We start from the raw sequence: 18310 nt of genomic DNA, 5'->3' as shown, positions 1-18310 counted from the left end.
TTTTTCATGGCTTCCTTTCCGAGTGGAAGCTATCTTCTCAAATTTTCAGCGGTCCGAAAAATCCGGGGCAGGTCACTTTGATTGCTCAGTTCTACGCAAAGCGGATATCTCTTCTTGAAGCTTATTAATTTCGAATTTCAAATCGGCTTTTGTACTTTCAAATTTTTCCTTGAGGATAGATAGCTCAGATCTAGTTCTGTGCAGTTCTAAATCTCGATCAATTTTTTCCATCTCCAAAGCTTTCAGCCTTGCAATCGCAACCTTAAGTTCCCTAGTTAGTTTATTTGGGCTCTTGGAGGAACTGATACCTTCGTCGTGTTGCAGTTTTTTCAGTAGATCAAGTGCCGATTCCAGACGCAGCCTTAACTCGGGGTATCGGCAGAGAGTGTCATGAGAATTTGTCAAAAACGTTTTCTCCCAAGAAAATGTGTCTCCGAGAGCCGAATTCCATGACCATTTGTTAAACTGACGAACAGATTTTGGAAGAAGCTCCCAAATTTTTCCAGGCTTTATGGGGACCACATTATTTCCTCGATCCGACTCTCGCCTAACTATATTGCCGCTAGCCACCTGCTCCAGATAGTGGATCTTGGTCAGGATATTTTCCTTAGCAATTTTCTCGACGACGTGCGCTATAGAAGGTTTTTTATGAGCAGACACTGTTTTATTTTTGTTCTTCTTGGTCAGTTTATTCAAGGATTTCTCCTTTCTTTCATGAGAGCAACCGCCCGCACCAACCCGTGAATATCATCCTCAGCTCTGCTCCGTAATAGGGAGCCGCTCGGAAGAGCTTTTAAAGCATCTTCCATACTTGCAATATTGCCTTCCAAATTCCTGATGTAGTCATCTGAGCTCAAATTAAAAATGCATCCAGTGCATCGCTCAGGCGACGCGAGCTCCCGGTGTAATTTTTTGTCCTGCTTGGAATGGCACTTAGCGCTTTTCACGGACAAAGCGCCCCCGGCCATGCACTGACCATGGGGATAAGGAGCGGGAAAATGTCCTCGCTTCTTTACCACTTCGAAAATCATCTTCTCCTTATCCAGTAGATTTGTGCCGGAGAAGTCAATCATGTTTGTGAGCTTCGTTCCTATGCGACGAAGGTATTTTTCGTAACCGCCGAAAAATTTTCCATTCGAAAAAACAGCGCATATGTCATCGAACATCTTTTTGTAACCAACTTCACTATATTCATCATTCAACTCCTTTGCCTGGGCTAGGTATGCCCCCTTTAGCTCATTCATCGATTTTCGGATTTTGAACGGAATGGTTTCAAAATCGGGCCTCATGGAACTGTCGGTGAGATAAATCAGAGGGGTGAGAAGATTGGTTCCCAACTGCAACGCAAGCGATTGTAGGTCGGCATTCTCGTATCGATAGAACATAATTAGGCAGTATGCCCGCCGAAACATATGAGAAGCAACACTGTTAAAACTGTCACCCACCGCATATTTAAGGAAGAACCCTGCGTCGTTCGTACGCTCTCTATAAGCGAAGACATAGGTACTTCTCTTGGGGCTAAAGCCATGTCTATTACTTAATCGCGGGTATAAAAACAGGCTCTGTCTCTCAATTTTTGTAAAGTCATTTCCAAGGTATTGCTGCAAGAAATGGTCATGCTGCAGGCCTAGTTCTTGCAGGAGCAAGATCGCATCCTTTGTTGCGGTATTTACGTAATAAGGAAGACGATCTCGAAATGACTTCTCGATGTAGAAGTTCACCACATAGAGTTCTAGGTCTTCATCGACCACTGTCAGATCCCCTTGGCGCAATCCGATCTTTCGATGAATTACTTCGTCCTTCCGACGGGCATTCATTATTGCTATGGCGCAAAAACAAGCAGTAATTAGTGCCGTAATCATTGCGCGGACACTTACAGACTTATCCTTATCTTGGCAAATATCTAGGTTCGCGACGTTGATTCCCGCCAAGCTCCGTATCTCTGCTACAGCGGGATGCAAATCAATTAGCGTTTTAAATTTGAACCCGACTAGTTTCGCTTCCTGGGCGATCTTTTGCTTTCCATCGTCACATAGGGACCTAATTATTTGAATAATTCTGGGCCCTATTACGTAGATCCATTCCATCGACGCAACCAAAATGCGCACCGCAATACTCAAGTCCAAGTTTCTAGTGCGGCCGCTGGTATTGGTTCCTTTTAGCATCCCAATTTTAGAATATGGGAAAAATGGAAGAGCGAATTGAGGTTCAATTTTCGCAAGTCTGTTCAAAATGCCGAGCGACTCAGAATAAGTGCCCGATTTGAGATCAACCTTGGCCTCGATTACATCGTCGCCGTCTGCTAACTGCCTACGGATAGAGTTCTTATTTACAAGGATCCATCGATCACAATTTGTATGGATAAGACCTCTAAGCGCGTGCCTCCCGGGACCACCTTCTTTTTGTGTTTTAAGCGCTACGAGGACTTGATCACGCGGCGCAGCCAGAAGCCGCTCGCCGAGCCTCAGTGCGTTTGGCCACCCCCCGAGCAGCAAGTTCTTCAGCTCGTTCGTCAACGAAGGTGTTACAGACGTCAAATGTAACGTATCGTGCAGCCACATGAACTCAAAAAAGAATACTGACGCCTGGACTATTTTTCGTACTGAGCTCGTCCGAGTCTTGACGTCGGTGGTCAAGAGATACTCGTCAACCACTAGCGCGAGGGCAGCGACAAGATCAGATCTTGTTACTAGTGGAGTAGAAAACGAATAAATCCCATTTGGAGGTAAAACATAGTGATTTAAATCGATTTCACAAATAGGCCTTTGGTCCTCTGCAGCCTCTAAACGAACGATTCTGAAGACAAAGTCATCGGTGATTTCGAGGTCACGAGATCGAACGAGGCTTCGGAGCTCGGCAATGAAAGGGGGGCTTCTTACCTCGTTTTTTTTCTCTTTCGAAATAGACGCTGGTCTAGGCATTTTCGTCACCCCAGAACTCGATTTTTTATTTTCTCTATTTCTGGCCAGTAAATACTGGCCTTGAAATAGTGAATTAGCGCGATATTGAACAGCATTACGGGCGCGTGGAATTTTTCAAAGGCATCATTGTTTTTTTCTAGGAGGCCTAACCAATGTGCTTGATAGAATTTTTGCAGTCGAAAAACCTCTTCAACTCGATCCTCAGTGACTACGATACGATTATTTTTGCAACCATCTCTTACATGGCATTGAGTGCCGTCGCAGAAACCTGATTTTCTTCTCCAATCCCCATCCGGGGGGTTTTGAGGGTCAATACAAGATGTACCATCCCCGACGTCCACGAGAAGTTTTACGTCAACAAATTCTTGCTTTGGCCGGCGCGGGAAACTTTTTATAGTCTCTAACTGAAAAATTACCGTATTTTCAATGCGGCGTTGGAACTCGAGATTCACAGCTTTTCCAAACTTTTCGCGCACAACCTGTTCTAAATATCCGCCCGTGGTATGAAGGTTCCTATGGCCAGCAATTTCCTTAGGGACTGTCATAAAGGAGCCCGCATAAGATGCAATCGTTAGCATATGCGTTCGGACCTGATCCATGCTGAAATGAGGAATGCCGTAGAACTCATTTAAGACGTTCAAGACGACATGAATTTGAGAATACTGCTTAGTTTGCGGATAGTGATTTTTACGAGGCCATGAAAACCAGACTCCGGCTTCATTTTCTGATATCAGACCTAATTCCTTTTGTCGGGCATGATTCCAAATAAGAAGCTCTAGCGCAGCACGTCCGCCCTGATTCTCACTATCAATAAATACATCAGGAGTGACTGCACCAGTTTTTGGTTTGGACGAGACAATTTGATATCCATCGCCGCACAGCTGTATCCATTCACGTTCAATCATCCGAAGAGAATCAGAATTCCAAGCCGAGTGGAAGAGCAAAATTCCGAACGCAGCTGCTAGCTCTCGGGGGGTCATCCGCTGCGTGATCAATAAAACGTTCATCACAGTCTGATTTTGCCAACGGCCCGGGCTGATATCGAAGTATTTTCCTATTTGGTCCTTAGCCGATGCGCCGTTGAAGCCCAGACGTTGAAATACAGGAGCAGTTGCAGGTTCGCCACCGAGGTAGGCGATAGCTCCAATGAATCTTTCCAACGGTATGGGGGATTGAAAATGTTCTCGCTTTCGCCCCAAGACGAAATTTTTTACGATATTTATTTCGTCAGGAGAAAATTGATTTTTCGAAAGAACTTCGATCTTACTTCTAACGCCAGCCCAGAATTCGAGCTCTTCGGTATAGCTCGAAATTGGCTTAGCGGCGTCGGCGCGCAAACGCGCTAACTGAACTTCCCTCAAAGTCTTTACATCTTTGTGAGGGTACGCATCTACGGGCGGAATGGATTCTCCTCTAGAGTTCACCGCAACATGGTCACTGAGTGTGACTCGTCCACTCCTCTTAGTTTTCCACCTGCTTTTAAATGGAATCGCCGTAACTGAAAGTTCTTCGCGAAAACCTATATCTTTGCCCCGCGCGCACATGTAGCGACGGAAAGCGCCGGAAGACGCCACGAGCGTCCGGTCAGACTTACTTCGTGCGAATAAATGTCGGGTTTCGAGTAACACATCTTCCATCATTGTGAAAAGCTCAGCTGCTTCGCGTCTACCGACCAGGGCAACATCCATTTGCAAATATTTAACACATGGAAAGTGGAGTACTAATTGGTCCAACAAATTTTTGAAAGCGCGTATCCCTCTGCCTTCTCCGGGCACGACTGCAGACTCTCTACTCATCCCCAGCAATACCTGACGGAGCCAAGAATTTCTTTTCAGAAAATATTTCTTGCAGTCAAACTCGACAACCTGAGTGTAGTTGCGCCCATGGGCGCGATCGTGGCACATAACTTTGAGGCAATTTTCCATCTCAGCTATCTAGTTTGAACTGGATAATTTTGATACGACAAAGAGTACATAATTAAGAATAGCGAGCTCACCTAATTTGTCCAGTTGGTTTTTATTGAGACTACATTACGCATTACGGTCAACCTGGCGCCTGCCGACCTTCCCAAGGAATCCGGGCGCTTCGACCTGCCGATCGCCCTGGGCATCCTGGCGGCCTCCGGGCAGATTCCCTCTGACCATCTGGATGACTATGAATACGCCGGCGAACTGTCGCTATCGGGCCAATTGCGGCCGATCCGCGGTGCACTGGCAATGACCTGCGCCATGCAACACCCCGGGGAGCCGGACCGCCGGCAACGCGCCTTCATCCTGCCGGCCGGCAATGCCGACGAGGCGGCGCTGGTGCAGCAGGCGACCATCCTTCCGGCCGCGTCGCTGCTGGATGTATGCGCGCATTTCAGCGCCCGCGACGAGAGCGGCCGCCTGCAGCGCCATCGAGGCGCCACCGGGGCAGAAGCAAATGGTCAGCGCCCGGCCTACCCCGATTTCAGCGATATCAAGGGACAGCTCCGGGCCAGGCGGGCGATGGAGGTGGCGGCAGCCGGGGGCCACAGCATCCTGCTGGTGGGGCCGCCCGGGGCGGGCAAATCAATGCTGGCCACGCGTTTTGCCGGTATCCTGCCGCCCATGAGCGAGGCCCAGGCGCTGGAGTCGGCCGCCGTCCAATCGCTGGCCGGCCACTTCGACAGCGCCCGCTGGAAACAGCGCCCCTATCGCGCGCCGCATCACACGGCCTCCGCCGTGGCGCTGGTCGGTGGCGGTGGCACGCCCCGCCCGGGCGAGATCTCGCTGGCCCATCACGGGGTGCTGTTCCTGGACGAAATCGCGGAATACCCGCGCAGCGTGCTCGACGTGCTGCGCCAGCCGATGGAGTCGGGTCACATCGTCATTTCACGGGCGGCACGCCAGGCGGAGTTTCCCGCGCGCTTCCAGTTGGTCGCGCGATTGAACCCCTGCCCATGTGGCTTCTACGCCGACCCGAGCGGACGTTGCCGCTGCACGCCGGAGCTGGTCAAGCGCTACCAGCAACGCCTGTCCGGCCCCCTGCTGGATCGCATCGACATGCAATTGCAGGTGGCTGCGCTGACGCCCACAGAGCTGGGCGCGCCTGGGCAGGGGGAATCCAGTGACGCCATCGCCGCACGGGTGGCGGCCGCCGCCGAGCGGCAATGGCAACGCCAGGGCATGCCCAACAGCCAATTGAGCGGCAGCGCGGTGGACCGGTATTGCGACCCCGGCGCCGAGGGCGCGCAACTGCTGCAGCAGGCCATGGTCCGCCTGCAGTGGTCGGCCCGGGCCTATCACCGCGTGCTGCGGCTGGCGCGCACCATCGCCGATCTGGCCGGCGCGCCTGCCATCCAGGCGGCGCATATTGCCGAAGCGATCCAGTACCGGCGCGCCCTCAATACGGGGTGACGCCGCACCGGTGACGGCGACAGGGCCTGTTGCGATGACCATGCGGCGGCTCTGTATCTGTTGCGACCGCCCTGACCGGGCTAGTCTGTGATGGCTGGAGCGGCGATGACGCCGCTCGCGTCATTTCCGGAAAGAGCCCGCCCATGCCCACCACCTCCACCCTGCTTGCCTTTGGCGCGATCTGCCTGGGCATGGTACTCACGCCCGGACCGAACATGCTTTATCTGGTTTCGCGTTCGGTCTGCCAGGGCCGCAAGGCCGGGCTGATCTCGCTGGGAGGCATCGTGCTGGGATCGGTCTTCTATATGCTCTGTGCGGCAGGCGGCATCACCGCGCTGGTGATGGCGGTGCCCCTGGCCTATGACGCGCTGCGCCTGGGTGGCGCGGCCTACCTGCTCTACCTGGCCTGGCAGGCGTTGCGGCCGGGTGGGCGCTCCCCCTTCGCCTTGCGCGAGTTGCCGCCGGACAGCCCGCGCAAGCTCTTTGCCATGGGCCTGGTGACCAGCCTGCTCAATCCCAAGATCGCCGTGATGTACCTGTCCCTGCTGCCGCAATTCATCCATGCGGACCAAGGCAGCGTACTGGGGCAATCGCTGGCGCTGGGCATGACCCAGATCGTGGTGGGTGTGAGCGTCAATGCCATGATCACGCTCTCGGCGGCGTCCATCTCGGCCTTGCTGGCCGCGCGTCCGGGCTGGCAACTGGTACAGCGCTGGCTGATGGGCACGGTGCTGGCCGGGCTGGCCTTGCGCATGCTGGTGGAGAGCCGCCGCTAGGCTTGTACTCAGCGCGCCGGCATGATGCGCCGTACGAAGGCCACCAAAATCAGCACCAGCGCGGCCAGTCCCAGCCATTGACCGGTGGACTCGAAGTCGCCCGACACCAGCGCCAGTGGCGCATCCTTGCCGGTGAAGCCGATCACGGCGGCCAGCAGCACCCCGACCAGGCTTTCGCCGACGATCAGGCCGGAAGCCACCAGGATGCCGCGCTGACGCGGCTTGTCGGCATAGGCGTCGAAGTCGGCGCCGGCAGCCCGGGCGCGGCGGCGCAGGCCGCGTTCGACCAGCCAGCCCAGTACCGCGCCCAGGAACAGGGCGCTGCTGACCATCGGCGGCAGATAGATGCCGATGCCCACCGCCAGTACCGGCAGGCGCGCCACACCGCCACGACGCGCCAGCAGCCAGTCGATCACGATCAGCACGATGCCCAGCGCCACTCCCACACCCAGCATGGTCCAGTTGAGCTCACGGGTGAAGATGCCGGTGGCGATCGCCGTCATCAGGGTCGCCTGCGGTGCCGCCAGCGCCTGTGCCGCATCCATGCCGGCTCTCGGCAAGGCGCCGGTGAAACCGTAGGCGTTGTACAGCAGGTTCAGTACCGGCGGGATGATCAGCGCACCCACCACGCAACCGACCAGCAACGCCACCTGCTGGCGCCATGGCGTGGCACCGACCAGTTGGCCTGTCTTGAGATCCTGCAGGTTGTCGTTGGCGATGGCGGCCACGGCAATGATGGCGGCCGTCACGAACAAGGCCACGGCAATGGCCAGCTTGCCGCCTTCAGGCGTGGCCAGCAGCGGATCGACCGCCCCCGAGACCAGCAGCAGGACCGACACCAGGATCACGGCGACGATGCCAATCCCGGAAATCGGGCTGGACGAAGAACCGATCAGCCCGGCCATGTAACCGCAAGCGGCCGCGACCAGAAAACCGAACACGAAGGCGAACACCACCGCATAGACGACCAGTCCGATGAACAGGCCCGCCGTCACCGGCGTACCCGAGAGGAACGAGGCAAACACCACCGCCAGCAGCGCGATCATGGCCAGGCTGATGACGATGATCCAGCGCGGCGACATGTCCTGGTCGGTGCGCTCGGTGCTACCCTGCTGGCGGCGCGCCAGCGTCGACAGCGAGGCCTTGACGCCTTCCAGCATGGGCTTGAAGAGCGTCACCAGGGTCCAGATCGCCGCCACGCCGATCATGCCGGCGCCGATGAAACGCACCTGGCTTTTCCAGAGCCCGTTGGCGAAGTCGGACAGCGCCACGCCGGCAGCATGCGGGGTCACCGCGGTCAGGTACGGCACGGCCACGCCCCAGGCCAGGACCATGCCGATCAGGATGGCAATGCCGGAGACGATGCCGATCATGTATCCCGCGCCGACAAGCGCCAGCGAAAAGCCCATCGTCAGCCTTACCACCGAGGCACCGGCAGTGAGCCACACGCTGATGCTCTCGGCGAACAGCTTCAGGCCGCTAGCGATGACGCTGAAGGCGGCCGCCAGGGTGCCGCCGAAGAGAATGTCCCGCAGCCCGCGGCGGGTCTCCTCGCCGCCATCGGCGTCGGCGCTGCCCACCCGCAGGATTTCGGCCGCCGCCACGCCCTCGGGGTAGGGCAGCGCGCTTTGCACCACCATCACCCGCCGCAGCGGGATGGAAAACATCACGCCCAGCATGCCGCCGGCAGCACAGATGCCCAGCGTCTGCAGGAAGGGGAAGCCCTGCCAGTGCCCCATCATCACCAGTCCGGGCAGGATGAAGATGATCGAGGACAGGGTGCCGGCCGCCGAGGCCTGGGTCTGCACCATATTGTTTTCGAGGATGTTGGCATTGCTGAACAGGCGCAGCACCGCCATCGAGATCACGGCGGCGGGAATCGCCGACGAGAAGGTCAGGCCGACCTTCAGCCCGAGATAGACGTTCGAGGCGGTAAATACCACCGTGATCAATGCGCCCAGCAGCATGCCGCGCAGCGTCAGTTCCGGCAGGCTGGTTTGGTTGTCGTTTTGCATATCCGTAGAGGGTTCCGTTGGGATGCGTTCTTATACCGCAAGAATTGCCGGCCGGCCATCAGACAATGGCGCTTTTTCAGCAGCCCGGGTCGGGCCTGATGCCTTTGCTATGATGGACGCCCTTCCATTCCGGTCTGCCCCATGCGCCCTGTCCGCGTCGCCCTCGTCTCCCTGAGCCTGGCCTGCATGTGCCTGGCGGCCTGTTCGCCGCGCTACAACTGGCGCGAAACCAGTGACAACGGCGCTCATTTTGTGGTGCTGCTACCGGCCAAGCCGGCCAGCGTCACGCGCCCGGTCGATCTGGACGGCCCCAAGGTGGAGATGAGCATGACCGCCGCCGAGGTGGACGGCCTGACCTTCGCCGCCGGCACTGCTGAATTGCCCGACGCCGCCAGCGCCAGCCGGGCGCTGGACGCCATGCGCACGGCCCTGCTCAACAACATCGGTGGTCAGGTTCAGTCAGGTGCGGCCTGGCCGGGCAAGACCGAAGGCTTTGCGCGCACCGTCGATCTGGACGCCCGAGGCGTCTCCCGCGGTCGGCCGCTGCGGTTGGTGGCGCGCCTGGTCGCCCGTGAGCGGCGGGTGTACCAGATCCTCATCGTGGGCGATGAAAAGGCCTTCACCGAGGAAAACATTGAAACCTTTTTCAGCTCTTTCAAACCAAGCTGAGCGGGGCCATTGCAAGATGACAGAAATCAGGCGACCGGAGTATTCTTGTCGCTGCCCGTCACTCCAAACGGGCAATCCCGCAGGAATGCGGATGCAGTCTGCAGCGCATTTCCACCATGGCCCGGCCCAAGCGGCCGCGCCCGAAGAAACGTTTTCAATCAAAGACCCTGAGGAAATATGCTGATTACATTCAAATCAAAAGCGGCTGCCGATGTGGTGATGTACGAATCACACGCCAAACCCATCCTGGACCTGCTGCACAAGGATCCCGCACGCGGCGTGATCACCGCGGCCGAGGCCGGTGACGCCGTCACCCTGCTGGAACAGCAGATCAATGCCAGCAAGGCGCACGAAGCGGCTGAAGCCCTGGCGCGCGATGTCAACGCCCACCACAACGCCGACACCGACGACCACAACCACGAAAAGATCGAGGCCGTCAGCTTCTCGGCGCGCGCCTATCCGCTGCTGGACATGCTGCGCGAGGCCAAGAAGGGCGGCTACGACATCCTCTGGGGCGTCTGACCCCGTTACGCCCCCTGCCAGTCAAGACGGCTGCCGCGATCATCCACCGCGGCAGCCGTTTTTTATTGGTGCCGGCCAGGTTACCCCGCCACACCGACAGGTGTAGGACACCTTGGCGGCTGGTACACTGGCGGCCCGCGCCCTTTCGCCGACCCATGACCGCCGCCAATACCGCAAGCCATTGCCAAGGCGCAACTCCGGTCTGCAACGGGCCTCCTAGACAAGCATAGACGTGATCCAGATTTCCCTTCTCTCTCCCTCGGCCAAGGCCGATTCGCTGGCGTACCAGCTGGCCTACGCGGCCCAGGCCGTGGCCGCCGTGCGTGCCGGTCATGCCCTGCCCCAGGCCCTGGCACAGATTTTTGCCCGTAGCGACGCCCCGGCGCCGGCCCGCGGGGCCATCCAGGACCTGAGCTACCGCGCCATGCGCCGACTGGGCCTGACCGATGCCCTGCTGAGCCTCTTGGCCAACAAGCCGCCCCAGCCTGACGTGCTCCACGGCCTGCTGGTGAGCGCCCTGGCGCTGCTGGTGGAAGATGACGAGGCCGGCTATGACAGCTTCACCGTGGTCAACCAGGCCGTCGAAGCGGCCGCCATCAGCCCCGAGATGAGCTTTGCCAAGGGCGTGGTCAATGCCATCCTGCGCCGCTTCCTGCGCGAGAAGGCGGCGCTGATGCCGCAGGCCACCAAGACCCCGCCAGGGACCTGGAACTATCCCACCTGGTGGATCGACCGTCTCAAGGCTGCCTACCCCGAGCAATGGCAGGCCATCCTGCATGCCGGCAACCAGGCGCCACCGCTGACCTTGCGCGTGAACCGCCGCCGCGCCAGCGTCGCCGAGTATCTGGCAGAGCTGCAGCAGGCCGGCATCGGCGCGCGCCAGGTCGGTCCCTATGCGGTGCGGCTGGACCAGCCGACACCGGTGCAGCAGATTCCCGGTTTCGCCGCGGGCGTGGTTTCGGTACAGGACGCCGCTGCCCAGCTGGCCGCGCCGCTGCTGGATGTGGCCGACGGCATGCGCGTGCTGGACGCCTGTGCCGCGCCCGGCGGCAAGACTGGCCACCTGCTGGAACTGGCCGATCTCGACCTGCTGGCGCTGGATCACGATAGCCGCCGCCTGCAACGCATCGCCGAAAACCTCGAACGTCTGCACCTGCGGGCCAGCCTCGTCACCGGGGACGCCCGCCAGGACGACTGGTGGGACGGCCAGCCCTTCGACCGCATCCTGGCCGACGTGCCGTGCACGGCTTCCGGCATCGTGCGGCGCCACCCGGATATCCGCTGGCTGCGCCGCAAGACCGACACCGCGCAGCTTGCAACACTTTCTGCGCAAATTCTGGACAAGCTTTGGCAGATGCTGCGACCGAATGGTAAATTGCTGCTCGTAACCTGCTCGCTGTGGCCCCAGGAATCGGAGCAGCAAGCGATCGCCTTCGCGCAGAAACACAATGCCATCCGGTTGCCCGCTCCCGGTCAACTATTGCCGACCGCAGACGCAGAAGCAGACGCCGACCACGATGGCCTGTTCTATGCGCTGTTCCAAAAACCTGGTGCATGAATTTGACGCAATCGGCCCTCCTCCCCTCTCTAGCACGCAGCCTGACCACGGGCGGCGCCCGACTGCTGCGCAGCGTGCTGCCATGGCTGCTGGCGGTGCTGCTGGCCTGTTCCACCCTCACCGCCCGGGCCGCCGAGATCACCGTCAGCCAGGCCAGCATCGAAGCCAGCGACCAGGGCTATCGCCTGTCGGTGTCCTATGACTTCGAATTGAATCGCGGCCTGGAAGACGCGCTTTCACGCGGCGTGCCGCTGTACTTCACGACCGAAGTCCAGCTCACGCGGCGGCGCTGGTACTGGTTCGACGAAACCAGCGTCTCGGCCACACGCACGGTACGCGTGTCCTATAACGTGCTGACCCGGCAATACCACACCGCCATCAGCGGCCAGTTGCAGCAGAGCTTCAGCAACCTGGAGGACGCGATGACGCTGATCCGCCGCCCGCCGCGCTGGATCATTGCCGACAGCAACACCCTCAAAGCCGGCGACGCCTACCAGGTCGGCCTGCGCATGCGCCTGGACGTGGCGCAGCTGCCCAAGCCCTTCCAGGTCAATGCGCTCAACAATAGCGACTGGCGCCTGTCCTCCGACTGGATCGAATTCACCTACAAACCCGAATGAGCCGCACCTTACGCTATCTGCTGGTGGTCGGCGGGGGCGTCATCAGCATCCTGCTGTTCCTGCTGGCCTCAGCCTCCGAAAATTCCGCCCTCTTCGAGCAGCACTACCCGTGGCTGCTGTTCCTCAACGGCCTGGCCGCCATCTCGCTGCTGGGCCTGGTGCTGCTGCTGCTGGGCCGGCTCTACAAGCGCTACCGGCGCGGCAAGTTCGGCTCCAAGCTGCTGGCGCGACTGGTGCTGATGTTCGCACTGGTGGGCATCGTCCCGGGCGCGGTGATCTACCTGATGTCGGTGCAGTTCGTGTCGCGCTCCATCGAATCCTGGTTCGACGTGCGCATGGAAGCGGCGCTGGAGTCAGGCCTGAACCTGGGCCGCAATGCCCTCGACTCCTCGCTGTCGGATCTGGTCTCGCGGGCACGCGGCATCGCCCAGGAACTGTCGGACATGAGCGACTCCGAGCAGGTGACCTACCTCTCCCGCCAGCGTGACCAGAACATGGAAATCACCATCGTCAATGGCAACGGCCAGGTGATGAGTACCGTGGGCGGCGCCATCGGCTCGCTCACGCCGGTGCTACCCAGCACCCAGGCAATGCGCCAGGCACGGGTCTCGCGGGCCTTCTCGGCAGTGGAAAGCGACGATGCCCGCCCCAGCATCGGCGAATCCGATACCGATGGCAACCTGCGGCTGCACGTGGTGGTGCTGGTCCCGGCGCCCAGTCGCGGGCTGTCCTTGCAAAGCGAGACGCGCTACCTGCAGATCCTGCAGCCGGTCCCGGATTACCTCGCCACCAATGCCGAAACGCTCAGGCTGGCCTACAACGAATACCAGCAGCGCTCGGTCTCGCGGTCCGGCCTGCGCAAGATCTACCTGGTCACGCTCACGCTCACGCTGCTGCTGGCCATCTTCGCGGCCATCGCCAGTGCCTTCCTGATCGCCAGCGACCTCGCCAAACCGCTGCTGCTGCTGGCCGAAGGCACCAAGGCGGTGGCCGAGGGCAATCTCTCGCCACGGCCCATCGTCAGTACCTCCGACGAACTGGGGACGCTGACGCAATCGTTCAATACGATGACGCGCCAGTTGCTGGAAGCCCGGACCTCCGTCGAAAAGAACCGCGCCGAACTGGAAAACGCCAAGGCCTACCTGGAATCGGTGCTGGCCAACATGTCGGCCGGGGTGATGGTGCTGGATGGCCAGTTCAACATCGTCAGCGCCAACGATTCGGTGCGGCGCATCCTGGGCTATGACTTCTCGGCCAACATCGGCACCCCGCTGCAGACCATCGAAAGCCAGGCCCCCTTCGCCCAGGCCATCATCCGCGCCTTCTCCGAGCAACTGGCCCAGCACAGCGGTGAAGCCGGCGACGGCCTGCACTGGCAGCGGCAGTTCGAACTGTCGCGCCAGCCCGGCGTGAGCTTCGAGGCCAATGACGAGCAAGGCGGCAAGCCCGACCACGACAAGCTGACCCTGCTGGCGCGCGGCTCGCACCTGCCAGTGGAAAACGGGGTGGGCTACGTGGTGGTGTTCGACGACATCAGCAACGTCATCTCCGCCCAGCGCTCGATCGCCTGGGGCGAGGTGGCGCGCCGCCTGGCGCACGAGATCAAGAACCCGCTCACGCCCATCCAGCTCTCGGCCGAACGCCTGCAGCACCGCCTGTCGGACAAGCTCATGCCGGGGGATGCCGCCATCCTGGAAAAAGGCACCACCACCATCGTCAACCAGGTCACGGCCATGAAGCGCATGGTCGACGACTTCCGCGACTATGCCCGCACCCCGCCGGCCAAGCCGGTAGCACTGGACCTGAACGCGCTGATCGAGGAAATCCTCAACCTCTACCTCAGCGGCGACGGTCGCGACGTGATCCACGCCCGCCTGGCACCGCAGATGGCCAAGGTCCTGGGGGATGCCACCCAGATGCGCCAGGTCATCCACAACCTCCTGCAGAACGCCCAGGATGCGGTGGCCGACGATGGCCAGGAAGCGCCACGCATCGACGTGCTGACCGAGCAGATCGACATCGCCGCCGCCAACGGCCAGCGCCAGCCGGCGGTGCGGCTGTCGATCATGGATAACGGCCCCGGTTTCTCGGCCAAGATCCTGGCCCGTGCCTTCGAGCCCTACGTCACATCCAAGACCAAGGGAACCGGCCTGGGGCTGGCGATGGTCAAGAAAATCGTCGAAGAACACGGCGGTCGTATCGATATACAGAACCGTACAGAGGGCAGAGGCGCAAAAATTGTAATTTTGCTGGTAAAGTTAGCATCTATTGATCAAGAGACGGTTTCATAGGGAAACCGACCCTACGGCTCAAGATTCGAAAGCACTACGCCGGGGGGACCTGGCAGTTCATCAAGGCCTGCTCGCTAACGCCGCGTTGAGCAGGCCGGCCCGGAACAAGATCGAAAACTTGGACAATGAACTAGCAGCGAGGAAAGCAGCACATGGCAAACATCCTGGTCGTCGATGACGAAATGGGTATCCGCGAATTGCTCTCAGAAATTCTGGGCGATGAGGGACATGTCGTGACCACTGCGGAAAACGCGCAGCAGGCACGCGAGCTTCGCCAGGCCGGAGTACCCGACCTCGTGCTGCTCGATATCTGGATGCCCGATACCGACGGCGTCACGTTGCTCAAGGAATGGCAGCGCGACGGTCTGTTGACCATGCCGGTCATCATGATGTCCGGGCATGCCACCATCGATACGGCCGTCGAGGCCACCCGCATCGGTGCGCTGAATTTCCTGGAAAAGCCGATCGCCCTGCAAAAGCTGCTCAAGGCCGTGCAACAGGGTCTCTCGCACAGCCGCGAGGCGGTGCGTCCGGCCAGCTATCGTCCGGCACCGGTGGCCGCCGTGGCCAATGGCGCCGGCGACAGCCTGCACTCGCCAGAACATGTGGCACCGGTGGCCGCCTACGCCCCGGCCATGGGCAGCGAAGCGCTGCACCACGGCACACCGGCCGCCGCACCGTTCGGCCAGGTGGCCGACAACGCCGCCAACATCTCCTTCGACCTGCCCCTGCGCGAAGCCCGCGACGCCTTCGAACGCGCCTATTTCGAATACCACCTGGTGCGCGAGAACGGCAGCATGACACGGGTGGCCGAACGCACCGGCCTGGAGCGCACCCACCTCTACCGCAAGCTCAAGCAACTGGGCGTGGAACCGGGCAAGCTGGCGCGCAAGAATCACTGAGCCAACCGAGTCCACTGGACAGGACGCCACTGTCCACCCACCATCAGGCAGTACAGAACGGGATCGCAGCGCGGTCCCGTTTCTTTTGCTACTCTGGGTTCGTCCGGCGGCGGGCTCAGAAATTTCCTGATGTTCTTTTCCCGCTGACAGCGGCATCCTGCAGTCATGGGACAGGGCTTGCCCGGTTGCAATGGATACGCTGGCTGGGCGCGCCATCGATGAACTTCCACGGCGGCGCGTCATCTACCCTCAGCAGGCAAGTGCAGGTGCAAGCCCCCAGCCATGGAATTTTGTGTGGATTGCATGACTTGCAGGCAAGGAACACGACAGGGGCCAAAGTTTTCCGCCCTCCCTGCCGTAACCAGACTCAGGAACGCAAGCGACGCGGCGTTCCCCGAAAGAGCTGTATCGAAGCAGCAGAAACGCACCAGCGGCCCGCAAGGGCCTTGAAATTGACGGTGATGGCGCCACTTCCTTTTCGAAGCAGTATTCCAGCATAAGGAGTCACTATGAACCTGATCTACAACAGCGAGCAGTACAGCGTCGTCGAATTCGGTGCCGATACCGACCACGAAGCCTTGCGCTTCGGCGGTTACGAGATCATGGACAAGTCCGGCCAGCGCGAAATCTACATCGATGGCCCGGCCGCCGAACTGTTCCGCAAGGACGTTCAGGAGCTGATCGCCTCCGAGCCGACCATGGAAGACATCGACAACTTCCTGAGCCGCTACGACGTGATGATGCGTCATCCCATGACCTTGCACTGATCGGGTCCATCATCCCGGGTTCAACCCGGTGATCCACGCCGCGCCGCCAGCGCGGCGTTTTTATTTCCAGGTCAGCTTGCTGCCGGCGTGCCACGCGCAGAGTCCATTAAAATGGCGCTTTGTCGCCCATCCCTGGTTTTTCGTGAATTCCTCGCCCATCAGCAGCGCCCAGACCGGCGTACATGAGCAACTGGCCGAACTGGTCGCCCGCCATGCCCAGCATCCCTTCCGCAAACCCGTTACGGACTACAACCAGCGCGCCTTCGACGCCAGCATGCACGCCTGGCAGTCGGCCGGTGCGGCACCGCTGATCCTCGATACCGGTTGCGGCGTGGGTCTGTCCACTCTCAACCTGGCCACGCAATACCCTGATCATTTTGTCATCGGCATCGACCAGTCGGCCGACCGCCTGGCGCGCAACACCCACTGGGACGGCCCGCAGCCGGAGAACCTCTGCTTCGTGCGCGCCGACCTGGTCGATTACTGGCGCCTGGCGCAGCAGACCGGACTGCGCCCGGCCCGGCATTACCTGCTCTATCCCAACCCCTGGCCCAAGATCGGCCACCTGGCGCGACGCTGGCCGGGGCATGCGGTGTTTCCCAGCATCGTGGCCCTGGGCGGCCAGATCGAATGCCGCAGCAACTGGCGCATCTATGTCGAGGAATTCGCCGCCGCGCTGAACCAGTTGAGCGGCCTGTCCGTCCAGGCCCAGGCCTGGCATCCCGCCGCACCGATCACCCCCTTCGAGCGCAAGTACCTGGCCTCCGGCCATGCGCTGTGGCGCTGCGTGGCCGATCTCGACCAGGGGCGGGCGACATGAGCCTCGGCGTCATCGGCCTGGTGCTGGCCGCAGCCCTCCTGCACGCCTCCTGGAACGCCCTGCTCAAGAGCAGCCATGACCGCCTGGCCTCGCTGTCGCTGATGACCATCGGCGCCGGCCTCGGTGCCCTCCCGCTGGTTCTGTGGCGACCGCTCCCGGACGCGGCCAGCTGGTTCTACATCGTCCTCTCAGGCCTGCTGCACACCGGCTACAACCTGTTCCTGATCCGCGCCTACCGGATCGGCGACTTCGGCCAGTCCTACCCGATCGCCCGCGGCTCCTCGCCCCTGCTGGTGGCATTGGGCGCAGCCCTGTTCGCAGCTGAACAACTGGGCAGCACCACCGTCATCGGCATCGCCCTGGTATCGGCCGGCATCGTCAGCCTGGCCAATCTGCGCGCCATGCGCAGTCGCGAGCACCTCTCCGGCCCGCTGGCGGCATTGGCCACCGGCGCCTTCATCGCCGCCTATACCATCACCGACGGCATTGGAGCGCGCCTGGCGGGTGATGCCATCGGCTATGCCGGCTGGCTGTTCGTACTGGACAGCATCCCGCTGGCCCTGATCTACCACCGCAAGCACGGCCGCTCCCCGCTCGTGCTGTCGCAGAAGGAAACCTGGATCGGCCTGGCCGGTGGTGTCATGTCGCTACTGGCCTATGGCATCGTGATCTGGGCGGTCACGCTGGCGCCCATGGGCATGGTCTCCGCCCTGCGCGAAACCTCGGTACTGTTCGCGCTCCTGATCGGCGCCCTCTTCCTGGGCGAAAAGCTCACCCTGCGGCGCGTATTGTCCTGCCTGGTCATCGCCGCGGGTGCGGTGGTGCTGGGCGCGCATCATTGAGCGATCGCCGGCGGCTACATCCCTGAATAATTCGGCCCGCCGCCGCCTTCAGGCGTGACCCAGACGATGTTCTGCGTCGGGTCCTTGATATCGCAGGTCTTGCAGTGCACGCAGTTCTGGGCGTTGATCTGCAGGCGGTCGGTGTTGTCCTCGTTCTTGACGAATTCATAGACACCTGCCGGGCAGTAGCGTGCTTCCGGGCCGGCGTACTTGGCCAGGTTGATCTG

Annotated in this window: 16 protein-coding genes; 11 read left to right on the top strand and 5 right to left on the bottom strand. The window is 60.1% G+C overall.

What is annotated here, in order from left to right; genetic code table 11:
• Window positions 1-72 precede the first annotated feature (72 nt).
• From HWE04_RS24070 to HWE04_RS24060, 3 genes are all read right to left on the bottom strand, one after another.
• Window positions 73-696 carry a hypothetical protein gene (locus HWE04_RS24070; protein ID WP_241813910.1) on the bottom strand — a complete coding sequence of 208 codons (624 nt, stop codon included), beginning with the start codon at window positions 694-696 and terminating at the stop codon, window positions 73-75.
• Window positions 693-2636 carry a hypothetical protein gene (locus tag HWE04_RS24065; protein WP_241813909.1) on the bottom strand — a complete coding sequence of 648 codons (1944 nt, stop codon included), beginning with the start codon at window positions 2634-2636 and terminating at the stop codon, window positions 693-695. Before HWE04_RS24065 ends, HWE04_RS24070 begins: the two co-directional genes overlap by 4 nt.
• 290 nt (window positions 2637-2926) lie before the next feature.
• Complete coding sequence (locus HWE04_RS24060) at window positions 2927-4846, bottom strand: hypothetical protein (RefSeq protein WP_241813908.1); 1920 nt, start codon at window positions 4844-4846, stop codon at window positions 2927-2929.
• Between the two features lie 84 nt (window positions 4847-4930).
• Between HWE04_RS24060 and HWE04_RS24055 the strand changes: the two genes are divergently transcribed.
• Together HWE04_RS24055 and HWE04_RS24050 are read left to right on the top strand one after the other, a co-directional pair.
• On the top strand, window positions 4931-6301 hold the full coding sequence (locus HWE04_RS24055) for a YifB family Mg chelatase-like AAA ATPase (protein ID WP_241813907.1): 1371 nt from the start codon (window positions 4931-4933) through the stop codon (window positions 6299-6301).
• A gap of 143 nt (window positions 6302-6444) precedes the next feature.
• On the top strand, window positions 6445-7077 hold the full coding sequence (locus tag HWE04_RS24050) for a LysE family translocator (RefSeq protein ID WP_241813906.1): 633 nt from the start codon (window positions 6445-6447) through the stop codon (window positions 7075-7077).
• Window positions 7078-7085: 8 nt separating this feature from the next.
• On the opposite strand, the gene HWE04_RS24045 is transcribed toward HWE04_RS24050, so the two are convergent.
• A complete protein-coding gene (locus HWE04_RS24045) occupies window positions 7086-9092 on the bottom strand; it encodes an OPT family oligopeptide transporter (RefSeq protein WP_241813905.1) in 2007 nt (668 codons plus the stop codon).
• A 141-nt stretch (window positions 9093-9233) separates the two neighbouring features.
• Here HWE04_RS24045 and HWE04_RS24040 point away from each other — a divergent pair, with 141 nt between their 5' ends.
• The 9 genes from HWE04_RS24040 (at window position 9234) to HWE04_RS24000 (ending at window position 18083) form a co-directional block, all read left to right on the top strand.
• On the top strand, window positions 9234-9761 hold the full coding sequence (locus HWE04_RS24040) for a hypothetical protein (RefSeq protein ID WP_241813904.1): 528 nt from the start codon (window positions 9234-9236) through the stop codon (window positions 9759-9761).
• Window positions 9762-9938: 177 nt separating this feature from the next.
• Window positions 9939-10283 carry a DUF1840 domain-containing protein gene (locus HWE04_RS24035; protein ID WP_006713251.1) on the top strand — a complete coding sequence of 115 codons (345 nt, stop codon included), beginning with the start codon at window positions 9939-9941 and terminating at the stop codon, window positions 10281-10283.
• A gap of 232 nt (window positions 10284-10515) precedes the next feature.
• On the top strand, window positions 10516-11841 hold the full coding sequence (gene rsmB, locus HWE04_RS24030; protein ID WP_241813903.1) for a 16S rRNA (cytosine(967)-C(5))-methyltransferase RsmB: 1326 nt from the start codon (window positions 10516-10518) through the stop codon (window positions 11839-11841).
• On the top strand, window positions 11838-12461 hold the full coding sequence (locus tag HWE04_RS24025; protein ID WP_241813902.1) for a DUF4390 domain-containing protein: 624 nt from the start codon (window positions 11838-11840) through the stop codon (window positions 12459-12461). The genes rsmB and HWE04_RS24025 overlap by 4 nt, the downstream gene beginning before the upstream one ends.
• Entirely contained in the window at window positions 12458-14752 is a 2295-nt protein-coding gene (locus tag HWE04_RS24020; protein ID WP_006713248.1) for a sensor histidine kinase, read from the top strand. The genes HWE04_RS24025 and HWE04_RS24020 overlap by 4 nt, the downstream gene beginning before the upstream one ends.
• Window positions 14753-14904: 152 nt before the next feature.
• Entirely contained in the window at window positions 14905-15654 is a 750-nt protein-coding gene (locus tag HWE04_RS24015) for a response regulator (RefSeq protein ID WP_006713247.1), read from the top strand.
• Between the two features lie 509 nt (window positions 15655-16163).
• A complete protein-coding gene (locus HWE04_RS24010) occupies window positions 16164-16421 on the top strand; it encodes a BTH_I0359 family protein (RefSeq protein ID WP_006713246.1) in 258 nt (85 codons plus the stop codon).
• A 142-nt stretch (window positions 16422-16563) separates the two neighbouring features.
• Window positions 16564-17241: a tRNA (guanine(46)-N(7))-methyltransferase TrmB gene (trmB, locus tag HWE04_RS24005; protein WP_006713245.1), complete on the top strand. Its 678-nt coding sequence runs from the start codon at window positions 16564-16566 to the stop codon at window positions 17239-17241.
• Window positions 17238-18083 (top strand): DMT family transporter, encoded by an 846-nt coding sequence (locus tag HWE04_RS24000; protein ID WP_006713244.1) that lies wholly within the window; start codon window positions 17238-17240, stop codon window positions 18081-18083. Before trmB ends, HWE04_RS24000 begins: the two co-directional genes overlap by 4 nt.
• A gap of 14 nt (window positions 18084-18097) precedes the next feature.
• On the opposite strand, the gene HWE04_RS23995 is transcribed toward HWE04_RS24000, so the two are convergent.
• On the bottom strand, window positions 18098-18310 hold a 213-nt coding region (locus HWE04_RS23995; protein WP_241813901.1), incomplete at its 5' end, for a 4Fe-4S dicluster domain-containing protein.

The sequence above is a fragment of the Herbaspirillum sp. C7C2 genome, from assembly GCF_022627865.1.
In the GTDB taxonomy this organism is placed as follows: Bacteria; Pseudomonadota; Gammaproteobacteria; order Burkholderiales; family Burkholderiaceae_D; genus Herbaspirillum; species Herbaspirillum frisingense.
The sequence above is the reverse complement of the archived record's forward strand: the minus strand, read 5'-3'. Positions and strand labels throughout refer to the sequence as shown.

Coding starts and splice junctions, on each gene's coding strand:
- HWE04_RS24045 (WP_241813905.1), bottom strand. CDS start 9,092: ATGCAAAACGACAACCAAACCAGCCTGCCGGAACTGACGCTGCGCGGC.
- HWE04_RS24015 (WP_006713247.1), top strand. CDS start 14,905: ATGGCAAACATCCTGGTCGTCGATGACGAAATGGGTATCCGCGAATTG.
- HWE04_RS24060 (WP_241813908.1), bottom strand. CDS start 4,846: ATGGAAAATTGCCTCAAAGTTATGTGCCACGATCGCGCCCATGGGCGC.
- HWE04_RS24040 (WP_241813904.1), top strand. CDS start 9,234: ATGCGCCCTGTCCGCGTCGCCCTCGTCTCCCTGAGCCTGGCCTGCATG.
- HWE04_RS24020 (WP_006713248.1), top strand. CDS start 12,458: ATGAGCCGCACCTTACGCTATCTGCTGGTGGTCGGCGGGGGCGTCATC.
- HWE04_RS24050 (WP_241813906.1), top strand. CDS start 6,445: ATGCCCACCACCTCCACCCTGCTTGCCTTTGGCGCGATCTGCCTGGGC.
- HWE04_RS24000 (WP_006713244.1), top strand. CDS start 17,238: ATGAGCCTCGGCGTCATCGGCCTGGTGCTGGCCGCAGCCCTCCTGCAC.
- HWE04_RS24010 (WP_006713246.1), top strand. CDS start 16,164: ATGAACCTGATCTACAACAGCGAGCAGTACAGCGTCGTCGAATTCGGT.
- HWE04_RS24025 (WP_241813902.1), top strand. CDS start 11,838: ATGAATTTGACGCAATCGGCCCTCCTCCCCTCTCTAGCACGCAGCCTG.
- HWE04_RS24035 (WP_006713251.1), top strand. CDS start 9,939: ATGCTGATTACATTCAAATCAAAAGCGGCTGCCGATGTGGTGATGTAC.